Origin of the sequence: Oerskovia turbata, assembly GCF_000718325.1 — a bacterium.
GTDB classification, from domain to species: domain Bacteria; phylum Actinomycetota; class Actinomycetes; order Actinomycetales; family Cellulomonadaceae; genus Oerskovia; species Oerskovia turbata.
Window position 1 is genome coordinate 21216 of sequence record NZ_JOFV01000005.1, and the last position, 17687, is coordinate 38902.

Annotated in this window: 13 protein-coding genes and 1 riboswitch; of the genes, 10 read left to right on the top strand and 3 right to left on the bottom strand. The window is 73.3% G+C overall.

Going from position 1 to position 17687, the window contains the following annotated elements; translation table 11 throughout:
* The first annotated feature begins 246 nt into the window (after nucleotides 1-246).
* The 3 genes from sucC to IE95_RS0105730 all read left to right on the top strand — a co-directional run bounded on the left by sucC (nucleotide 247) and on the right by IE95_RS0105730 (nucleotide 3823).
* Nucleotides 247-1419, top strand: coding sequence for an ADP-forming succinate--CoA ligase subunit beta (gene sucC / locus IE95_RS0105720; RefSeq protein WP_030150676.1), 1173 nt, complete (start codon nucleotides 247-249; stop codon nucleotides 1417-1419).
* Between the two features lie 30 nt (nucleotides 1420-1449).
* A complete protein-coding gene (sucD, locus tag IE95_RS0105725; protein WP_030150677.1) occupies nucleotides 1450-2337 on the top strand; it encodes a succinate--CoA ligase subunit alpha in 888 nt (295 codons plus the stop codon).
* 184 nt (nucleotides 2338-2521) lie between these two features.
* On the top strand, nucleotides 2522-3823 hold the full coding sequence (locus IE95_RS0105730) for a cell division protein PerM (RefSeq protein WP_030150678.1): 1302 nt from the start codon (nucleotides 2522-2524) through the stop codon (nucleotides 3821-3823).
* Between the two features lie 41 nt (nucleotides 3824-3864).
* On the opposite strand, the gene IE95_RS0105735 is transcribed toward IE95_RS0105730, so the two are convergent.
* Nucleotides 3865-4437 (bottom strand): hypothetical protein, encoded by a 573-nt coding sequence (locus IE95_RS0105735; protein ID WP_030150679.1) that lies wholly within the window; start codon nucleotides 4435-4437, stop codon nucleotides 3865-3867.
* Nucleotides 4438-4597: 160 nt separating this feature from the next.
* Here IE95_RS0105735 and purN point away from each other — a divergent pair, with 160 nt between their 5' ends.
* The 3 genes from purN (at nucleotide 4598) to purH (ending at nucleotide 7826) form a co-directional block, all read left to right on the top strand.
* Nucleotides 4598-5239 (top strand): phosphoribosylglycinamide formyltransferase, encoded by a 642-nt coding sequence (gene purN, locus IE95_RS0105740; protein ID WP_030150680.1) that lies wholly within the window; start codon nucleotides 4598-4600, stop codon nucleotides 5237-5239.
* A gap of 180 nt (nucleotides 5240-5419) precedes the next feature.
* Nucleotides 5420-5767: an SRPBCC domain-containing protein gene (locus IE95_RS0105745; RefSeq protein ID WP_084689870.1), complete on the top strand. Its 348-nt coding sequence runs from the start codon at nucleotides 5420-5422 to the stop codon at nucleotides 5765-5767.
* Nucleotides 5768-6039: 272 nt separating this feature from the next.
* A riboswitch (ZMP/ZTP riboswitch) is annotated at nucleotides 6040-6127 on the top strand.
* 40 nt (nucleotides 6128-6167) lie between these two features.
* Nucleotides 6168-7826 (top strand): bifunctional phosphoribosylaminoimidazolecarboxamide formyltransferase/IMP cyclohydrolase, encoded by a 1659-nt coding sequence (purH, locus tag IE95_RS0105750; protein WP_030150682.1) that lies wholly within the window; start codon nucleotides 6168-6170, stop codon nucleotides 7824-7826.
* Between the two features lie 145 nt (nucleotides 7827-7971).
* On the opposite strand, the gene IE95_RS0105755 is transcribed toward purH, so the two are convergent.
* Nucleotides 7972-9381 (bottom strand): NAD(P)/FAD-dependent oxidoreductase, encoded by a 1410-nt coding sequence (locus IE95_RS0105755; protein WP_051702791.1) that lies wholly within the window; start codon nucleotides 9379-9381, stop codon nucleotides 7972-7974.
* 51 nt (nucleotides 9382-9432) lie between these two features.
* On the opposite strand from IE95_RS0105755, the gene IE95_RS19490 reads away from it, so the two are divergent.
* Nucleotides 9433-9933, top strand: a complete 501-nt coding sequence (locus IE95_RS19490) for a DUF3017 domain-containing protein (RefSeq protein ID WP_051702792.1) — start codon at nucleotides 9433-9435, stop codon at nucleotides 9931-9933.
* Nucleotides 9934-10008: 75 nt separating this feature from the next.
* On the opposite strand, the gene IE95_RS18700 is transcribed toward IE95_RS19490, so the two are convergent.
* Complete coding sequence (locus IE95_RS18700; protein WP_051702793.1) at nucleotides 10009-11121, bottom strand: aquaporin; 1113 nt, start codon at nucleotides 11119-11121, stop codon at nucleotides 10009-10011.
* A gap of 370 nt (nucleotides 11122-11491) precedes the next feature.
* Between IE95_RS18700 and IE95_RS0105770 the strand changes: the two genes are divergently transcribed.
* From IE95_RS0105770 to IE95_RS0105780, 3 genes are all read left to right on the top strand, one after another.
* Complete coding sequence (locus IE95_RS0105770; RefSeq protein ID WP_030150686.1) at nucleotides 11492-12712, top strand: NADP-dependent isocitrate dehydrogenase; 1221 nt, start codon at nucleotides 11492-11494, stop codon at nucleotides 12710-12712.
* A gap of 105 nt (nucleotides 12713-12817) precedes the next feature.
* Nucleotides 12818-13804: a malate dehydrogenase gene (locus tag IE95_RS0105775; protein WP_030150687.1), complete on the top strand. Its 987-nt coding sequence runs from the start codon at nucleotides 12818-12820 to the stop codon at nucleotides 13802-13804.
* Between the two features lie 152 nt (nucleotides 13805-13956).
* Nucleotides 13957-17583, top strand: a complete 3627-nt coding sequence (locus IE95_RS0105780) for an ATP-binding cassette domain-containing protein (protein WP_030150688.1) — start codon at nucleotides 13957-13959, stop codon at nucleotides 17581-17583.
* Nucleotides 17584-17687: the final 104 nt, after the last annotated feature.

Below are 17687 nucleotides of genomic sequence, written 5' to 3' on the forward strand. Positions count from 1 at the left end.
GCGGCGCCGTCGGGCGGGCCAGGGCCCCTCTCCCGGCCGCGACCCGACCCTCACCGCGCGTGCCGCGACGGGTGCCGTGCCGCCCACGGACGCCCCCGGGGTGTGGCCAACGAGACAGCGCCGGGCCCGGGCGGCGGGCCGCTCCGGGTAGGTCTCGGCGTGCTGCCGGGCTACCCTGTGACGGGATGTCTCGATGTCGAGACATCGGTAGGCCGGTCAGGCAGTCAGATGGAAGGACGACACAGGGTGGACCTGTTCGAATACCAGGCGCGCGACATCTTCGAGAAGCACGGGGTTCCCGTGCTGGGCGGCGTGGTCGCCACGACCCCCGAAGAGGCTCGCGAGGGCGCTGAGAAGCTCGGTGGCGGGACCGTGGTCGTCAAGGCCCAGGTCAAGACCGGAGGACGTGGCAAGGCGGGCGGCGTCAAGCTCGCCCACTCGCCCGAGGAGGCCGCCGAGAAGGCGTCCGAGATCCTCGGCATGGACATCAAGGGCCACACGGTCCACCGCGTCATGATCGCGGCCGGCGCGAAGATCGCCGAGGAGTTCTACTTCTCCGTGCTCCTCGACCGGGCCAACCGCTCGTACCTCGCCATGGCGAGCGTCGAGGGCGGCATGGAGATCGAGGTCCTCGCGGTCGAGCGCCCCGAGGCCCTCGCCAAGGTCGCCGTGGACCCGACCGTCGGCATCGACCAGGCGAAGGCCGACGAGATCGTCGCCGCCGCCGGGTTCGCCGACGACATCAAGACGCAGGTCGCCGACGTCATCCAGAAGCTGTGGACCGTCTACAAGGAGGAGGACGCGACACTGGTCGAGGTCAACCCCCTGGTCCGCACCGAGGACGGCTCGATCGTCGCGCTCGACGGCAAGGTGACCCTCGACGAGAACGCCGGCTTCCGCCACGCGGACCACGCCGAGCTCGAGGACAAGGACGCGGCCGACCCTCTCGAGGCCAAGGCCAAGGAGAACGACCTCAACTACGTCAAGCTCGACGGCCAGGTCGGCATCATCGGCAACGGCGCGGGGCTCGTCATGAGCACGCTCGACGTCGTCGCCTACGCCGGTGAGCAGCACGGCGGCGTCAAGCCCGCCAACTTCCTCGACATCGGCGGCGGCGCGTCCGCAGCCGTCATGGCCGCGGGCCTGGACGTCATCCTGGGCGACGAGCAGGTCAAGAGCGTGTTCGTGAACGTCTTCGGCGGCATCACCGCGTGCGACGAGGTCGCCAACGGCATCGTCCAGGCGCTCGCGATCCTCGGCGACGAGGCGAACAAGCCGCTCGTCGTCCGCCTCGACGGCAACAACGTCGAAGAGGGGCGCGCGATCCTCGCCCAGGCGAACCACCCGCTCGTCACCCTGGCCGAGACGATGGACGGCGGCGCCAGCAAGGCTGCCGAGCTGGCCAACGCCGCTTCCTGACCCGAGACCCGAGAGAGAAAACAGACAGACATGGCAATCTTCATCAACGAGGACTCCAAGGTCATCGTCCAGGGCATGACGGGTTCGGAGGGCCAGAAGCACACCACGCGCATGCTGGCCTCCGGCACCAACATCGTGGGCGGCGTGAACCCGCGCAAGGCCGGCACCTCGGTCTCCTTCCCGAAGGGTGACGGAACGGTCGACGTCCCCGTGTTCGGGTCCGTCGCCGACGCGATGGCCGCCACGGGCGCCGACGTCTCCGTGATCTTCGTGCCCCCGGCGTTCACCAAGTCCGCGGTCGTCGAGTCCATCGAGGCCGGCATGCCGCTGACCGTCATCATCACCGAGGGCGTCCCCGTCGCGGACTCCGCGGAGTTCTTCACCCTGGCCGAGGCCAAGGGCGTCCGCCTCATCGGCCCCAACTGCCCGGGCATCATCAGCCCCGGGAAGTCGAACGTCGGGATCATCCCGGCCGACATCACGGGCCCCGGCAAGATCGGGCTCGTCTCGAAGTCCGGCACGCTGACCTACCAGATGATGTACGAGCTGCGTGACTTCGGCTTCTCGACCGCGATCGGCATCGGCGGCGACCCGATCATCGGCACCACGCACATCGACGCCCTCGCGGCGTTCGAGGCAGACCCCGACACCGAGGCGATCGTCATGATCGGCGAGATCGGTGGCGACGCCGAGGAGCGTGCCGCGGCGTACATCCAGGCGCACGTGACCAAGCCGGTCGTCGGCTACGTCGCGGGCTTCACGGCTCCCGAGGGCAAGACCATGGGCCACGCCGGCGCCATCGTCTCCGGCTCGTCGGGCACCGCGCAGGCCAAGAAGGAGGCCCTCGAGGCCGCGGGCGTCAAGGTCGGCAAGACGCCGTCCGAGACCGCCGCTCTCATGCGCGAGATCCTCTCCTGATCACGCCCCGCTGAGCAACGCTCAGCAGCGTCCGACGGCGCCCGGCCATCCAACGGCCGGGCGCCGTCGGCGTACCCTGTTCTTCCCGGGCAGGCGTCGGGCAGGTGCCCGGGACGTGCGCCGATCGCGGGCGCGCCGCCCGACCTGCACCGCCAGGGCCGACCGATCGACGACGATGGAGACCATGACCACGCCCACCCAGTCCGTCGCCGGGCGACGGGCACCCCGCACGGTCGAGGAGCCCGCCCGCGGTCCTCGCCGCCCCCTCGAAGCCCCACGGCGCTGGATCTCCGGCGTGGTCGCCGCGCTCCAGGCGCTCGCCCTCTCGCTGGCCGTGGTGATCCTGCCGGCCGTCGCAGCGTTCCTCGCGTCCTCCGCGGGGCCGGGCGACGGTGACACCGGGGGCTGGGGCCAGTCGGTGTCGGTCGCCGCCGGGTTCTGGCTCCTGGCGCACGGGGTCCCGCTCGCGGCCGCAGGCACCTCGATCACGATGGTGCCGCTCGGGCTCACGGTGCTGATGGTCTTCACGTGCTTCGCGTCGGCCCGCCGCTCCGCGCACACCGCGACGTCGTCGTGGGCCGTCGGTGTCGGGGTCTACGCGCTCGCCACGCTCGTCATCGCGCTGCTCGCGGGGTCGGCGCCGGGGTGGGACGTCCTGCTCGCGCTCCTGGGTGGCGCGGCCGTCGCGGGGATCGGCCTCGGGGCCGGGATCCTGACGCGTCCCGACGCGCCGAGGGTCGCCGACCTGACCGCGGTCCTCGACCCGTACGTCCCGCCCGTCGTGCGGCTCGGTGCCCGCGCGGGCCTGCTGGGCCTGGCGCTGCTGGTCGGGCTGTCGAGCGTCGTGGTCGGCGCCTGGGTCGTCGCCGGTCGGGCGACGTCGGGCGACATCGTCGTCGGTCTCGCCCCTGGTGCGCTCGGGGGCCTGATCCTCGCGGTCTCGCAGCTCGCGGTCGTCCCGAACCTGGTGCTCTGGGTGGGCTCCTGGATCGCGGGGCCCGGCTTCGTGGTGGGCGAGGGGAGCAGCTTCACGACGAGCGCCTCCGAGCCCGGCGCGCTGCCCGCCGTCCCGATCCTCGGCGCCCTGCCCGGGCCCGAGTGGACGACCGTCCTGGCCTCGTTCGCCCCCGTGCTCGTCGTGGTCATGGGCATCGTGGCCGGGGTGTTCGTGTGGCGCCGGTGCGGGCGGCACGACGCCCGCTGGGTGGACCTGGGCCTCGCGCTCGTGGGCGTCGCCCTGACGGTGGGCCTGCTCGTGGTGGTGCTGCAGGTCCTGGCGGGCGGCGCCGTCGGACCGGGACGCATGGCCCAGGTGGGCGCGCCGCCGCTGCTCGCCGGCGGCGTCGTGGCCGCGGAGATCGCGGGAGGCGCGGCGCTCGCGCTGGCGTGGGGCAAGGCCGCCGTCACCGAGCGGGTGCGTCACCGTCACGACGACACCGCGCCTGACGCTGCCGCGCCCGACGACGAGGCCGCCCCCGTCGACTGACCTCGCCGGGGGTGGGGGACCGGTCCCGGGGCTGGACGGACCTACTGCCCCAGCCGGTCCTTGGTCCACTGCTCGCGCGCCTGCTCGTACTGCACCGCGCACTCCTGCTGCGCGGCGACCGTGATGGCGCCGTCGAGGCACTGCTGGTTGTCGAGCTCGACGTCCCACATCGCGAGCCCTCCGAGCATCGACAGCGACATGGTCGCGGTCAGGCCCAGGCCGACGGCCACCGCGGGCAGCAGCGCCCCGCCCAGGCGGGCACGCCACACCGCCCGCATCGCCCGGACCCCGAACACGATGGTCACGACCGCGAAGAAGAGGCTCGAGACCCGCCACGGGAACGCGAGCGAGCTCGTGACGAGCGTGACGAGCATGAGCAACCCGAAGTGCAGCACCTGTCGCGTGGTCGCGCGCAGCGTGTCGGGGTCGACGGGCACGGGCGGCTCGCCCGGCGCGGGAGGACCGCCGCCGGGGCGGCCCGGGCCGACCTGACCGGGCGGGACGTCGTGGGCGGGGGGAGCGGGCGGCCCCTGCACCGGGGGAGGGCTGGGCCTGCGCGCCTCGTCGGTCGGCTTCTGGGCGCCGGGACGTGGGGGCGCGTACGGGTTGCCCATCGGCAGCTCCTCGGTGCTTCGCGGGTGGCACCGGGCGGACCGGCGGGAGCCCTCCGCCCAGGGGGTGGGGAGCAGACCGGCACCTGTCCGGCGCGGACTAGGGTGGTACCTGGCTTTTCTCCCCCATTCTCCACCACTGCCGACGCCTCCGAGGAGCACCGTGCGCACACCTTCCGGTCAGCCCATCGACACGACGAGCGCGGCGCGGGTCGTCGTCCTGGTCTCGGGGGCGGGCAGCAACCTCGCCGCGCTGCTCGCGGCGCACGAGGATCCCGCCTACGGGGCACGGGTCGTGGGCGTCGTGACGGACAAGCCGGGTGCGGGGGCTCTCGACCTGGCGCGTGAGGCGGGGGTCGCGTCGGTCGTCGTCGCACCGGGCGACTTCGCGGACCGCGACGCGTGGAACGACGGCGTCGCGGAGGCCGTGGCGGTCTTCTCGCCGGACCTGGTGGTCCTCGCGGGGTTCATGCGCATCCTGAGCCCCGCGTTCGTCGACCGGTTCGCGGGCCGGACGATCAACACGCACCCTGCGCTGCTGCCGTCCTTCCCGGGCGCGCACGGGGTCCGCGACGCGCTCGCGTACGGCGTCAAGGTCACGGGGTGCACGGTCCACGTGGTCGACAACGGCGTGGACACGGGACCGATCATCGCCCAGGCGGCCGTGGCCGTCGAGGACTCCGACGACGAGCGGGTGCTGCACGAGCGCATCAAGGTCGCGGAGCGGGCCCTGCTGGTCGAGACGGTCGGTCGGGCTGCGCGCGAGGGCCTGAGGGTCGAGGGTCGCCGGGCGCTGCTGGGCTGAGCCTGCGCGGAACCACCCGCGAGCGAAGTTGTCAGAACGAGCGTGAGCTCGAGGTCACGCTCGTTCTGACAACTCGCCGCGCGACATCGAGGTCGTGGACACGCGGCGCAACATTGCGGACGCCCCAGAAGCCGACCCGGGGAGCGTCCTCGCTCGGCTCTTCGGGCCACGCCTCGAGGGCTGCTACGACGGCGCGACCGTGGACATCGACGCGGCCAGGCTCCTGGCTCGTGGGCCTACGCGCACCGCGCGGGCGAGGAGGAGTACGGGTTCTTCGGCACCTTCCACTCGGTCGTGCCGGACACCCGGGCCGTCCAGACCTTCGAGTTCGCAGGTGCCCCCGGGCACGTGAACCTCGACGAGGTCACGTTCGAGGACCTGCCGGGCGGCAGGACCAGGATCCTCACGCGCTCGGTCCATCAGTCGGTCGAGGCACGGGACGCCATGGTCGGCTCGGGCATGGCCGACGGCATGAGCGAGGGCTACGACCGCCTCGACGAGCTGCTGGCCTCGGACGTCGTCGCCTGACGGCGGCGCGCCGCCGAGGTCCGCGGCGCCCTCCGCCGAGATGCGGCCATCTGGGGCCGGTGCGTCCCCCCGACCCCGGACAGCCGCATCTCGCGTGCAGCGGCGCAGCGTGGGCGAGGCCCGGGAGCGCTCGCGCCCGGCTGCTCGCACGACGTGCATGCGGCCCGACGGCGCCACGCGCCCCGGGGGAGCCGCTCACCCCGGGTGCGAGGCGCCGTCGGGCAGGGAGCGGAACCTGGCGAGGTCCGCTGCGAACCCGGCGCGGTAGGATCGGAGGCGGCCGCGACTGGCGAGGGTGGGAACGACCACCGGGGAGCGTCCGATCGACCTGTTGGTGCGTCGTCCGCCTGGGCGCCTGGTGACCGGAATTCCGCGACCCGCCGACCCACAGGAGCCCCTCGTGTCCGCAGCCCCCACCACTCCCGAGACCCAGATCGCCGACGACGCCCAGCGCCCCGTGCGCCGCGCCCTGCTGAGCGTCTACGACAAGACCGGCCTCGTCGAGCTCGCCACGGCCCTGCACGCCGCGGGCGTCGAGCTCGTCTCGACGGGCTCGACCGCGTCCACGATCGCTGCGGCCGGTGTCCCCGTGACCAAGGTCGAGGACCTCACGGGCTTCCCCGAGTGCCTCGAGGGGCGCGTCAAGACGCTGCACCCGCGCGTGCACGCCGGGATCCTCGCGGACACGCGCAAGCAGGACCACCTCGACCAGCTGGCGCAGCTCGAGATCGCGCCGTTCGAGCTCGTCGTCGTCAACCTCTACCCGTTCGCGGACACCGTCGCGTCGGGCGCCGGTCCGGACGCGGTGATCGAGCAGATCGACATCGGCGGCCCGTCGATGGTCCGCGCCGCGGCGAAGAACCACCCGAGCGTGGCCGTCGTCGTCGACCCGGCCGCCTACGGCGACGTGGTCGCCGCGGTGCAGGCGGGCGGCTTCACGTACGCGCAGCGCAAGGCGCTCGCCGCGCAGGCGTTCGTGCACACCGCGACCTACGACGTCGCCGTGGCCTCGTGGATGAGCAGCGTCGTCGCTCCCACCGACGAGGTGCAGGGCGAGGACGGCCCGGTCTCCACCGGCTTCCCCGCCTGGGTCGGTGCCACCTGGGACCGCTCCGACGTGCTGCGCTACGGCGAGAACCCGCACCAGCGCGCCGCGCTCTACACCACCGGCCACGGCGCCACGGGCCTCGCGCAGGCGACCCAGCTCCACGGCAAGGCCATGAGCTACAACAACTACGTCGACGCCGACGCCGCGTGGCGCGCCGCGCACGACCACGGCGACGCCCCGACGGTCGCGATCATCAAGCACGCCAACCCGTGCGGCGTCGCGGTCGGCGCCGACGTGGCCGACGCGCACGCCAAGGCCCACGCGACCGACCCCGTCTCCGCGTTCGGCGGCGTCATCGCGACCAACGCCGTGGTGACCGCGGCCGCGGCCGAGCAGATCGCAGGCGTCTTCACCGAGGTCGTCGTGGCCCCGGGCTACGAGCCGGAAGCGCTTGAGGTCCTTTCGCGCAAGAAGAACATCCGCCTGCTCCAGGTCGACGGCGCCCCGAGCGCGGGCGTCGAGATCCGCCCCATCTCGGGTGGCCTGCTCATGCAGCAGGTCGACCGGCTCGACGCCGCGTCCGAGACCGGCGGCGACAGCCCCGCGTCCTGGACGCTCGCGACGGGCGAGGCCGCCGACGCCGAGACGCTCGCGGACCTCGAGTTCGCGTGGCGGGCCGTGCGCGCCGCGAAGTCGAACGCGATCCTGCTCGCCAAGGGCGGGGCCGCGGTCGGCATCGGCATGGGCCAGGTCAACCGCGTCGACTCGTGCCGCCTGTCGGTCGAGCGCGCCAACACCCTCGGCGCCGAGGGCGAGGAGCGCGCACGCGGCTCGGTCGCCGCGTCCGACGCGTTCTTCCCCTTCGCCGACGGCCTGCAGGTCCTGCTCGACGCGGGCGTCAAGGCCGTCGTGCAGCCCGGTGGGTCGGTCCGCGACGACGAGGTCGTCGCGGCCGCGCAGGCCGCCGGCGTCACGCTGTACCTGACGGGCACGCGCCACTTCGCGCACTGAACCGTCCGCAGGGCCGGCTGTCGGCACCGGACCGGGTGCCGACCATGCGGTTGCCGTCGGTCGAGCATGCGGTTGTCGTCCGGATTCACCCGGATGCGGACGACAACCGCATGCTCGGCAGCAGGACTGCCCGGCGGCGGGGGCCTCAGACGACCGCTTCGCGCAGCCTGCGTCCCGGGTCGGTCGCGACCTCGACGTCCACGTGCAGCGCCACGTCGCGGTTCATGAGCTTGCGCACCTGACCGACCTCGCGCGGCGCGTCGACCACGAGGATCGCGCGCACGGTCGCGAGCCGGTGCCCCTCGGCGTTGGTGCGGTGCGCCCCCGCGACGGTCTCGAGGTACAGCGCGGTCCAGCCCTCGTGGCCGGTGGCCCCGCCGCTCGGGTCGCCGCGGTAGACGACCTCGTGGAACGGCGAGGGCGTGCCGAACAGCGCGATGTCGTGCCCGAGCTGCTGCGAGAACACGTAGGGCGCGTGCTGGGGGACGGGCGCGAGCCCGAGCAGCGCGCGCACGGGCTGCGGCTCGGCGGACATCTCGTCGATGCCGAGGACGGCCCGCACGGTCGGCTCGGGGTCGTGCAGCGCCGCGGACCAGTGCCCGCCGGGCACGGGCCCGAACACCGCGCTGTCGCGCGTCGCGCAGTCACCCACGGCGTACAGGCGGCGCAGCGCCTTGAGGGGCAGGTGCCCCGAGGTGCCCGACGGCGCCGCGACGGTTGGGGGAGCCACTCGCCCTGCGCTGTTGACCCGGATCGAGCCCCGCGGGTCGAGGGGGAGAGTGCCCTTGAGCCACGCGGTCGCGGGCCGTGCGCCGACCGCGGCCAGGACCAGGTCGCCCTCGATCGTGCGCCCGTCCGAGAGCACCGCGTACCGGTCGCCCACCTCGGTGACCTGCGCCCCGGTGAGCAGGCGCACACCCGCGTCGGCGTACCAGCGGACCAGGTGGGCGCCGACCTCGGCGCCGAGCTGACGCTCGAGCGGTGTCCGGGCCGCCTCGAGCACCGTGACGTCGCACCCTGCCTGCGAGGCGACCCCGGCGACCTCCGCACCGATCCAGCCGGCGCCGATCGAGACGAGGCGCGTCCCGGGGGTGAGCCGCGCGCGCAGGTGAGAGGCGTCGTCGGCGGTGTGCAGGGTGAGCGCGGCCTCCCAGCCGGGTGGGCGCACCGGCTCGGAGCCCAGTGCGAGGACCGCGACGTCGGCCGTGACGCGTCGGCCCGAGCGGGTCGTGACCGTGACGGAACCGGTGCCGGGCTCCAGGTCGACCGCGGGGTCGTCGAGCAGCGCCTCGTCGGCCAGGACGGTGACGTCGACCCCGATCTCGTCGGTCAGCCAGGCCGGGCCCGTGCGCGTGAAGAGCTCCTTGGAGAGCGGCGGGCGGTCGTAGGGCGGCACGCCCTCCGCCCCGAGGATCGTCACGCGACCCGTGAAGCCGTGCGCCCGCAGGGCCGCCACGGTCTGGGCGCCGGCGAGCCCCGCGCCCACGACGACGACCGACCCGGCCGCAGGGCGCCGCGAGTGCGGTAGGACAGCTGTGGTGACTGGTGAGGGCACGATCCCTACGGTAGTCGGCGGTAGGCTCGGACTCGTGAACTGGTGGGAAGCGTGAGCGACGTCACCGCGCCCGGGCGCGGCCCGCACAACGGCACCCCGACGCAGCACCGACCGCCGGCGGCGCCCTCGTGGCACCGGCTCGACGGCGCGTCGGAGACTCAGGGGACCGCCGACGGACAGGCGGCGACCGGGGGTCCGCTCGCGCCCGTCGCCCCGCCGTCCGGGATCCCCCGGGTCTCCGGCGGTGACGGGGGGACCGAGCCGCTCGACCGACGGGCCACGGTGGTCGTGCCCGCCCCGCAGAGCAACCTCGCGATGTGGCTCGTCTTCGCTGGGGTGCTGCTCGCGGTCGCGGTGACGCTGGTCGTCGGGGCGCGCGCCGGAGTGCTGGTCCTCGTCGGGATCCTCGTCGCCGGGGCGGGCGTCCGTGCCTTCCTGCCGGGGCCGGGACCCGTCGGGCTCACGGTCCGCACGCGGTGGACCGACGTCGTCATGTACCTCGCGATGGCCGGTGCCATGGGCACGCTCGCCGTCACGGTCCCCAACATCTGACACCACGGCCACGGACAGCACGAGGCCCGGTCCGCGGCGGCGGACCGGGCCTCGTCGTCCTGTGCAGCGGTGGCGTCAGGCCTTGGGGGCGGTGCCGTCCGTCGGCTCGGCGTCCGACACGTCGGGTCCGTTGGCACCGGGGGCGTCGGGCTCGGCGGCCTCGACGACCTCGACCGTCTCCATGGTCTCGGTCACCTCGACCGTCTCGACGGCCGCCGGGACCTCGGCGGCGGGGGTCGCCGCCTCCTCGGCGACCGTGGCGGCCGTCGCGGCGCCGGCAGCGGCCGAAGCGGGCGCGGCCCCCGTGCCCTCGGACACGACCGCGGCCTCGTCGACCACGAAGACCTCGTCCTCGGCCAGGAGGTCGTCCTGGACGGGAGCGAACGCGAACGCGCGGTAGAACAGCGCGGCGATCGCGGCACCCGCGAGCGGGGCGACGACGAAGAGCCAGAGCTGGCTCCAGGTCCATCCGCCGGCGAAGACCGCGGCGGCGAACGAGCGGGCGGGATTGAGGCCCGCGTTCGTGAACGGCGTGGCGACGAGCAGCAGGACCGTGAGCGTCAGGCCGATCGCGACGGGTGCGAGCTTCGAGTTCGAGCGCTTGTCGGTGACCCCGAGGATCACGCCGACGAGGATGGCGGCCGCGACGATCTCGATGATGAGCGCCGACCAGATGCTGAACGAGAACGCCCCGTTGGTGGCGACGGCGAGCGGCGAGTGCTCCTCGAAGCCGTTGGCGGTCGCGGACAGGAAGGCCTGCTGCGTCGCGTCCGAGATCAGCCCGCTCTGCTGCAGGACGGGCAGTGCGGAGGCCGGGATGGTCGCGAACAGCACGGCCGAGGCGACGACGCCACCGACGAGCTGTGCGAGCCAGTAGGGCAGGACGTCGGCCCAGGCGGTGCGCCCGCCGATGGCTGCGCCGAGCGTCACCGCCGGGTTGAAGTGCCCGCCGGAGACGTGGCCGACCGCGGCGATCCCACCGAGCAGCGCGATACCGCCCGCGAGGGCCACGCCGACCGTGCCGGCGCCGAGGCCGCCGACGCTGTAGAGCGCCACGCCGAGGATCGCGAGCACGAGGAAGAACGTGCCGAAGGCTTCGGCGCCGAGCCGGGCGAGCAGGCTGGGCCCGACCACGACGGTCGTCTCTTCGACGACGACTGCGTCAGGTGCTGAAGTGTCCTGGGACATGGTGTTCCTGTCTGGTGTCTGTGTGGGGTCCGGGAAGGCCGGACGTTCGGGATGAACATGCGAGGTCGGTGCAGAACCGGCATCTCGGAGGCATCCTGCCACCGATGTCTGGGAGTTCGCTGATCGGTTCGTGACCAGTCTCACTCTCTGCGGGCGCCCGCGCCAGGGGGCGACCAGGCCCGCGGGGGCGGGCGGCGCCGTCGGGCGGGGGCGTCCGCGGTGCGGACCGGACAGAAAGTATCTTGATGTCGAGAAGTCGAGTACCCTGGGCGGCGGTCAGCATCAACGGTTCGCGCGCGCGAGTTCCGGCACCCGCCGGTAGCCCCCGGGCGGCCGCAGGTTCCCCTCGCAGAGTTGGAGTTACCCCCGCATGGGCAAGATCAAGGTCGTCAACCCGGTCGTCGAGCTCGACGGTGACGAGATGACGCGCATCATCTGGCAGTTCATCAAGGACCGCCTCATCCACCCCTACCTCGACATCGACCTCAAGTACTACGACCTGTCGATCGAGAACCGCGACGCCACCGACGACCAGGTGACGATCGACGCGGCGAACGCGATCAAGCAGTACAACGTGGGCGTCAAGTGCGCGACCATCACCCCCGACGAGGCACGCGTCGAGGAGTTCGGCCTGAAGAAGATGTGGGTCTCCCCGAACGGGACCATCCGCAACATCCTCGGCGGCGTCGTCTTCCGCGAGCCCATCATCATCTCCAACATCCCGCGCCTGGTGCCGGGCTGGAACAAGCCGATCATCATCGGCCGTCACGCGCACGGCGACCAGTACAAGTCGACGAACTTCAAGGTGCCCGGCCCCGGCAAGGTCACCATGACGTTCGAGCCGTCCGACGGTGGCGAGCCCATGCAGTTCGACGTCGTGACCATGCCCGAGGAGGGCGGCGTCGCGATGGGCATGTACAACTTCAACGAGTCCATCAAGGACTTCGCGCGCGCCTCGTTCGCTTACGGCCTGCAGCGGAACTACCCGGTGTACCTGTCGACCAAGAACACGATCCTCAAGGCCTACGACGGCCAGTTCAAGGACCTGTTCCAGGAGATCTTCGATCAGGAGTTCGCGGCGGCGTTCGCTGAGAAGGGCCTCACCTACGAGCACCGCCTCATCGACGACATGGTCGCCTCGGCCATGAAGTGGGAGGGCGGCTACGTCTGGGCCTGCAAGAACTACGACGGCGACGTCCAGTCCGACACCGTCGCGCAGGGCTTCGGCTCGCTCGGCCTCATGACGTCGGTCCTCATGACCCCGGACGGCAAGACCGTCGAGGCCGAGGCCGCGCACGGCACCGTGACGCGTCACTACCGCCAGCACCAGCAGGGCAAGCCGACGTCGACCAACCCGATCGCGTCGATCTTCGCCTGGACCCGTGGCCTCATGCACCGCGGCAAGATCGACGGCACCCCCGAGGTCACGGCGTTCGCCGAGACGCTCGAGGACGTCGTCATCACGACGGTCGAGTCCGGCAAGATGACCAAGGACCTCGCGCTCCTGGTCGGCCCGGAGCAGGAGTGGCTGACGACCGAGGACTTCCTCGCGGCGCTCGACGAGAACCTGGCCGCCCGCCTGGCCGCCTGACCCTCGCCTCCGCACGCCCGACGGCGCCGCTCACCTCCCGAGGTGGGCGGCGCCGTCGGGCGTTCCGTGGGGTGGGGAACGGGGCCGTTGTGACAGAGTGTGGCCATGACAACTCCCGTGAACGTGACCGTGACCGGAGCCGCCGGTCAGATCGGTTACGCCCTGCTGTTCCGCATCGCCGCAGGTCAGCTCCTCGGACCGGACGTGCCCGTCCGCCTGCGACTGCTCGAGATCCCCCAGGGGGTGAAGGCGGCGGAAGGCACCGCGATGGAGCTCGACGACTGCGCCTTCCCGCTGCTGGCGGGCATCGACATCTTCGACGACCCGCGCGCCGGGTTCGAGGGGGCCAACGTCGGCCTGCTCGTCGGGGCGCGCCCCCGCGGCCCGGGCATGGAGCGCGGCGACCTCCTCGAGGCCAACGGCGGCATCTTCAAGCCGCAGGGCGAGGCGATCAACGCCGGAGCGGCCGACGACATCCGCGTGCTCGTCGTCGGGAACCCGGCGAACACGAACGCGCTCATCGCGGCGTCGAACGCGCCCGACGTGCCCAAGGACCGCTTCACCGCCATGACACGCCTCGACCACAACCGTGCGCTCACGCAGGTCGCCAAGCGAGCGGGCGTGCCCGTGTCCGAGGTCCGCAAGGTCAGCATCTGGGGCAACCACTCGGCCACCCAGTACCCGGACGTCTTCCACGCCGACGTCGCCGGCCGCCCGGGTGCCGAGCTCGCCGCGGACCAGGCCTGGCTCACGGGCGAGTTCATCCCGACCGTCGCGAAGCGCGGCGCGGCGATCATCGACGCGCGCGGCGCCTCGTCGGCCGCCTCGGCCGCGAACGCCGCGATCGACCACGTGTTCGACTGGGTCAACGGCACGCCCGAGGGCGACTGGACGAGCGCGGGCATCGTGTCCGACGGGTCGTACGGCGTCCCCGAGGGCCTCATGGCCTCGTTCCCCGTGGTCTCGCGCGGCGGGGCGTGGGAGATCGTCCAGGGGCTCGAGATCTCGGACTTCTCGCGCGAGCGCATCGACGCCTCGGTCGCCGAGCTCGTCGAGGAGCGCGACGCGGTGCGGGGACTCGGTCTGATCTGACCTCGTCCCGGGCGTCGGACCCGAGGCTCGTCAGGCGGCTCGACGTGGTCGCCCGACCGTCCTCAGGTCCGGCGCCCGGCGCGGACCGGGTGGTCTCGGGCGCGGAAAATCCCTGCGTGCGCGCCGGAGCACCGCCATAGGATCGACGGGCCATGACCGATGCACCCACCGGCTCTCCGACCGGCCCAGACCATGCCCCCTCCTCCTTGACCGCCACCTCGACGGACCCGGCACGCCGCCTCGACTGGCGGCGGCTGCGCGGACCGCAGGCCGTCGTCGCGCTCGTCGCGCTCACGATCGGTGCCGTCGGCGCCGCGTACGGCACGGTCGTCGCGGGCTGGCTCGCGGCCGACCCGACGACGGCGACGCTCCAGCTCCTCGCCGCGTGCATCGTGGGCGCGGCGCTGCTCGACACGGTCGGGCAGGTCGTCTGGGCCGGGGTCGTCGACCGGGCCGAGGGGCGCCTGCGCGGCGACCTGCTCTCCGCAGCCCTGCACCAGCCCCTGGCCACGCTCACCGAGCAGGCCGTCGGCGAGGTGCTGGACCGCGTCGACGACGACACCCACGCCGTCGGCACGCTCGTGCGCCGCCAGGCCTGGGGTGCGGGGCGCACGCTCGTCGGAGTGATCCCCATGTGGGTCGTGGCCGGGCTGACGTGGTGGCCCGCGTGGATCCTGTTCCCCGTGCTCGGCCTGGTCGCCGGGCTCGTCGTGCGCCCCATGCTCGGTGAGATCGCTCGCCGGAAGGTGATCGAGGAAGCGGCCTGGACGGACCACGCGGCCGTCTTCGAGGAGGCCGTGGCGGCGCGCGACGACCTGCGCACGAGCCTGGGCCAGTCGTTCGCGGTGCGGCGGCTCGCCGAACGGTCGGCGCAGGTCCACCGGCGCTTCGAGGCAGTGCTGTCGGTCGAGTCGCGCATGCTCCGGCGGGCCGGGCTCGTGCTCGCGTCGCTCCTCGCGGGCGTCGCGGTCTCGGGAGCCGCGCTCGCCGCCGACGGCCAGCTGGGCGTCGACCGCCTCGTCACGCTGTTCCTCGTCACCTCGATGTTCGTGGGGCAGACCGACAACCTCGTGCACCACCTGCCCGACATCCAGGAGGGGCTCGGGGCGCTCACACGCATCCGGCAGATGCTCTCGGTCGCCCCCGAGCCGGTCGGTGGGCGCGACGTGCCCGCCGGGCCGGTCGGCATCGAGCTCCGGGACGTCCACTTCTCCTACGCCGAGGGCACGTTCGCCCTCGACGGCGTGAGCCTGCACGTGCCCGCCGGTGCGACGGTCGCGCTCGTGGGGCGCACCGGCTCGGGCAAGTCGACGCTCGCGTCGCTGCTGTCCCGGGCGGTCGAGCCGCCGCACGGTGCGGTGTTCCTCGGCGGCGTCGACGTGCGCGACCTCGACCTGCAGGCGTTGCGCGCCGCGGTCGGCGTCGTGACCCAGCGGACCGAGATCCTCGCCGGCACGCTCGCGGAGAACGTCGCGCTGTTCGCCGACGTCCCGCGCTCGTCGATCGAGGACGCGGTGCGCGAGCTGCGCCTCGACGACTGGGTGGCGGGCCTGCCCGACGGGCTCGACACCCTGCTCGGTCCGGGCGGGACGTCCCTGTCGGCGGGGGAGGAGCAGCTCGTCGCGTTCGCGCGCCTCCTGGTGCGCGACGTCCAGGTCGTCGTCCTCGACGAGGCCACAGCACGCATGGACCCGCTGACCGAGGCCCGGGTCGTGGCCGCCTCGGAGCGGCTGCTCACGGGACGCACGGGTGTGCTCGTCGCTCACCGGCTCACGACGATCGAGCGCGCCGGTCTGATCGCTGTGCTCGACCGGGGAAGCGTCGTCCAGCAGGGCGATCGGGCCGCGCTCGCTCGCGTCGCCGGTCCCTACCGCGACCTGCTCGACGCGAGCGTCGCGCAGGACGGGGAGCCGTCGTCGGCGCTGGTCGACGGGAGGCGGAACGAGCAGGTCCTGGACGGCGCGCGCCCGGCCGAGGGCGCATCGGTGCTCTCTGTGGGAACCGCGGCGCCAGTGGCCGTCACCGACGGCGACCCGTCGACGGAGGCGGTCGGCGGCCGACGCAGGCTCGGTGAACCGCCGTCCCTCGCCGACCCGGGCGACGGGCCCAGCCTCGCGCGCGGCGTGCTGCACGCGCTGTTCGTGCGTCCCGCGTGGGGTGTCGTGGGCGCCGGGCTGTTCCTCGTGGCGAGCCTGGTCTCGGCGCAGGGTGCCGTCACGGGCTTCCTGTGGGGGCACGCCGTCCAGGGGCTCGACGAGGGCTTCCCGGTCGCGCTGCTCGTCCCGTTCGTCGTGCTCCTCGTGGTCGCGCCCCTGTGCCTCGCGCGCGCCCTGTACGTCTACCCGCGGTGGTGGATCGAGGTCCTGCTGCGCGTACGCATGTCCGTCATGGCGGGCCAGACGCGCCAGCACCGGCTCACGTCCACGCCGCCGGGCGAGGTCGTGGCCCGGGCCATGGACGCCGACCGCTTCGTGCGGTACGCGGACCGCTGGGTCGACTTCGTCAACGGGCTCGTCATCGCGGGGGTCACGGCCCTGCTCAGCAGGTCGTGGCTGGCGGGGGCCGTGCTGCTCGCGGTCATGGTCGTCTCGGCGGCCGCGTCGGCGCTCGGCCGCCCGATCGCGGGCCGGTCGGCCACGCGGTCCTCGGCCGCCCGCGCCCGGTTCGGGCGTGCCCTGGTGTCGGCGCTCGACTCGGCGCGCTCGGTCAAGCTCGCGGCCCGGACCCCGCAGGTGCACGCGCACCTGCACGAGGTCGACGCAGGCCGCGTGCGGGCCGCGATCTTCGAGCACCGGGTGCAGGCCGCGCTCGACGGGGTGCCGCTCGTCATGATCCAGCTCGGCGTCGTCGCCGCGTGGGCCGGGCTCCTGACGGGCACGTGGGACCTCGCGACGGCGCTCCTGGTCGCGAACGCGGTCAACGGGTTCGGGTGGTTCGGCGTGGTCGCGGGGGCGGTCGTGACCGAGGCGCCGGGCACGCGGTCGTGGCAGCGTGCGACGAGTCGGCTCGCCGCCGGGGCGGACCTCATGGACCTGCCTCCGGGCGTCGACCTCCTCTCGGGCGAGGCTCCCACGCCCGTCCCGGGCGCACGGCAGGCGCTCGAGCTCCTGGAGCTGGCGGGCATGAGCGCGCTGCACGACGACGGCACGATCGGCGTGCAGGGGGTCGACCTGACGGTCGAGCGCGGCGAGCTCGTGCTCCTCCTCGGTCAGGTGGGGGCGGGCAAGTCGAGCCTGCTCGCAGCTCTTGCGGGACTCATGGAGCACACGGGCCACATCCGCTGGAACGGGACCGACGTCGAGGACGCGCAGACCTTCCTGCGTCCGGGGCAGGTCGCGCACGTCGCGCAGGTCCCGCGCGTGCTGTCCGGGACGTTCGCGGACAACGTGCGGCTCGGGCACGAGCGTGAGGTCACGGGTCCGGTCGCGGCTGCGCGCATGGAGCGGGACGTGGTCGAGGCGGGTGGGCACGAGGCGCTCGTGGGACACCGCGGTGTCCGGCTCTCGGGCGGTCAGGTGCAGCGGCTCGCGCTGGCCCGGGCGCTCGCGACCGACGCCGAGCTCCTCCTGGCCGACGACGTGTCGAGCGCTCTCGACGCCGCGACGGAGATCGAGCTGTGGTCGTCGTTGCGCGAGCGGGGGACCACGGTGATCGGTTCGACGTCGAAGCGTGCGGCCCTCGCTCGGGCGGACCGGGTCGTCGTGCTCCACGACGGCGCGATCGCGGAGGTCGGCCCCTGGAGCGACCTGGCGCCGCGGTGGGGGCACCTCGCGGGCTGACCCGCAGCGTCGATACGTCGCACACCGCACCCGAGGCCGGTCAGGCAGCCAGACGCGCTGTCCGACCGGCCTCGTTCCGCGCCTCCAGGCAACAAACTCTTGCT

Coding starts and splice junctions, on each gene's coding strand:
- IE95_RS0105735 (WP_030150679.1), bottom strand. CDS start 4,437: ATGGGCAACCCGTACGCGCCCCCACGTCCCGGCGCCCAGAAGCCGACC.
- IE95_RS0105780 (WP_030150688.1), top strand. CDS start 13,957: ATGACCGATGCACCCACCGGCTCTCCGACCGGCCCAGACCATGCCCCC.
- IE95_RS0105775 (WP_030150687.1), top strand. CDS start 12,818: ATGACAACTCCCGTGAACGTGACCGTGACCGGAGCCGCCGGTCAGATC.
- IE95_RS0105770 (WP_030150686.1), top strand. CDS start 11,492: ATGGGCAAGATCAAGGTCGTCAACCCGGTCGTCGAGCTCGACGGTGAC.
- sucD (WP_030150677.1), top strand. CDS start 1,450: ATGGCAATCTTCATCAACGAGGACTCCAAGGTCATCGTCCAGGGCATG.
- IE95_RS0105730 (WP_030150678.1), top strand. CDS start 2,522: ATGACCACGCCCACCCAGTCCGTCGCCGGGCGACGGGCACCCCGCACG.
- IE95_RS18700 (WP_051702793.1), bottom strand. CDS start 11,121: ATGTCCCAGGACACTTCAGCACCTGACGCAGTCGTCGTCGAAGAGACG.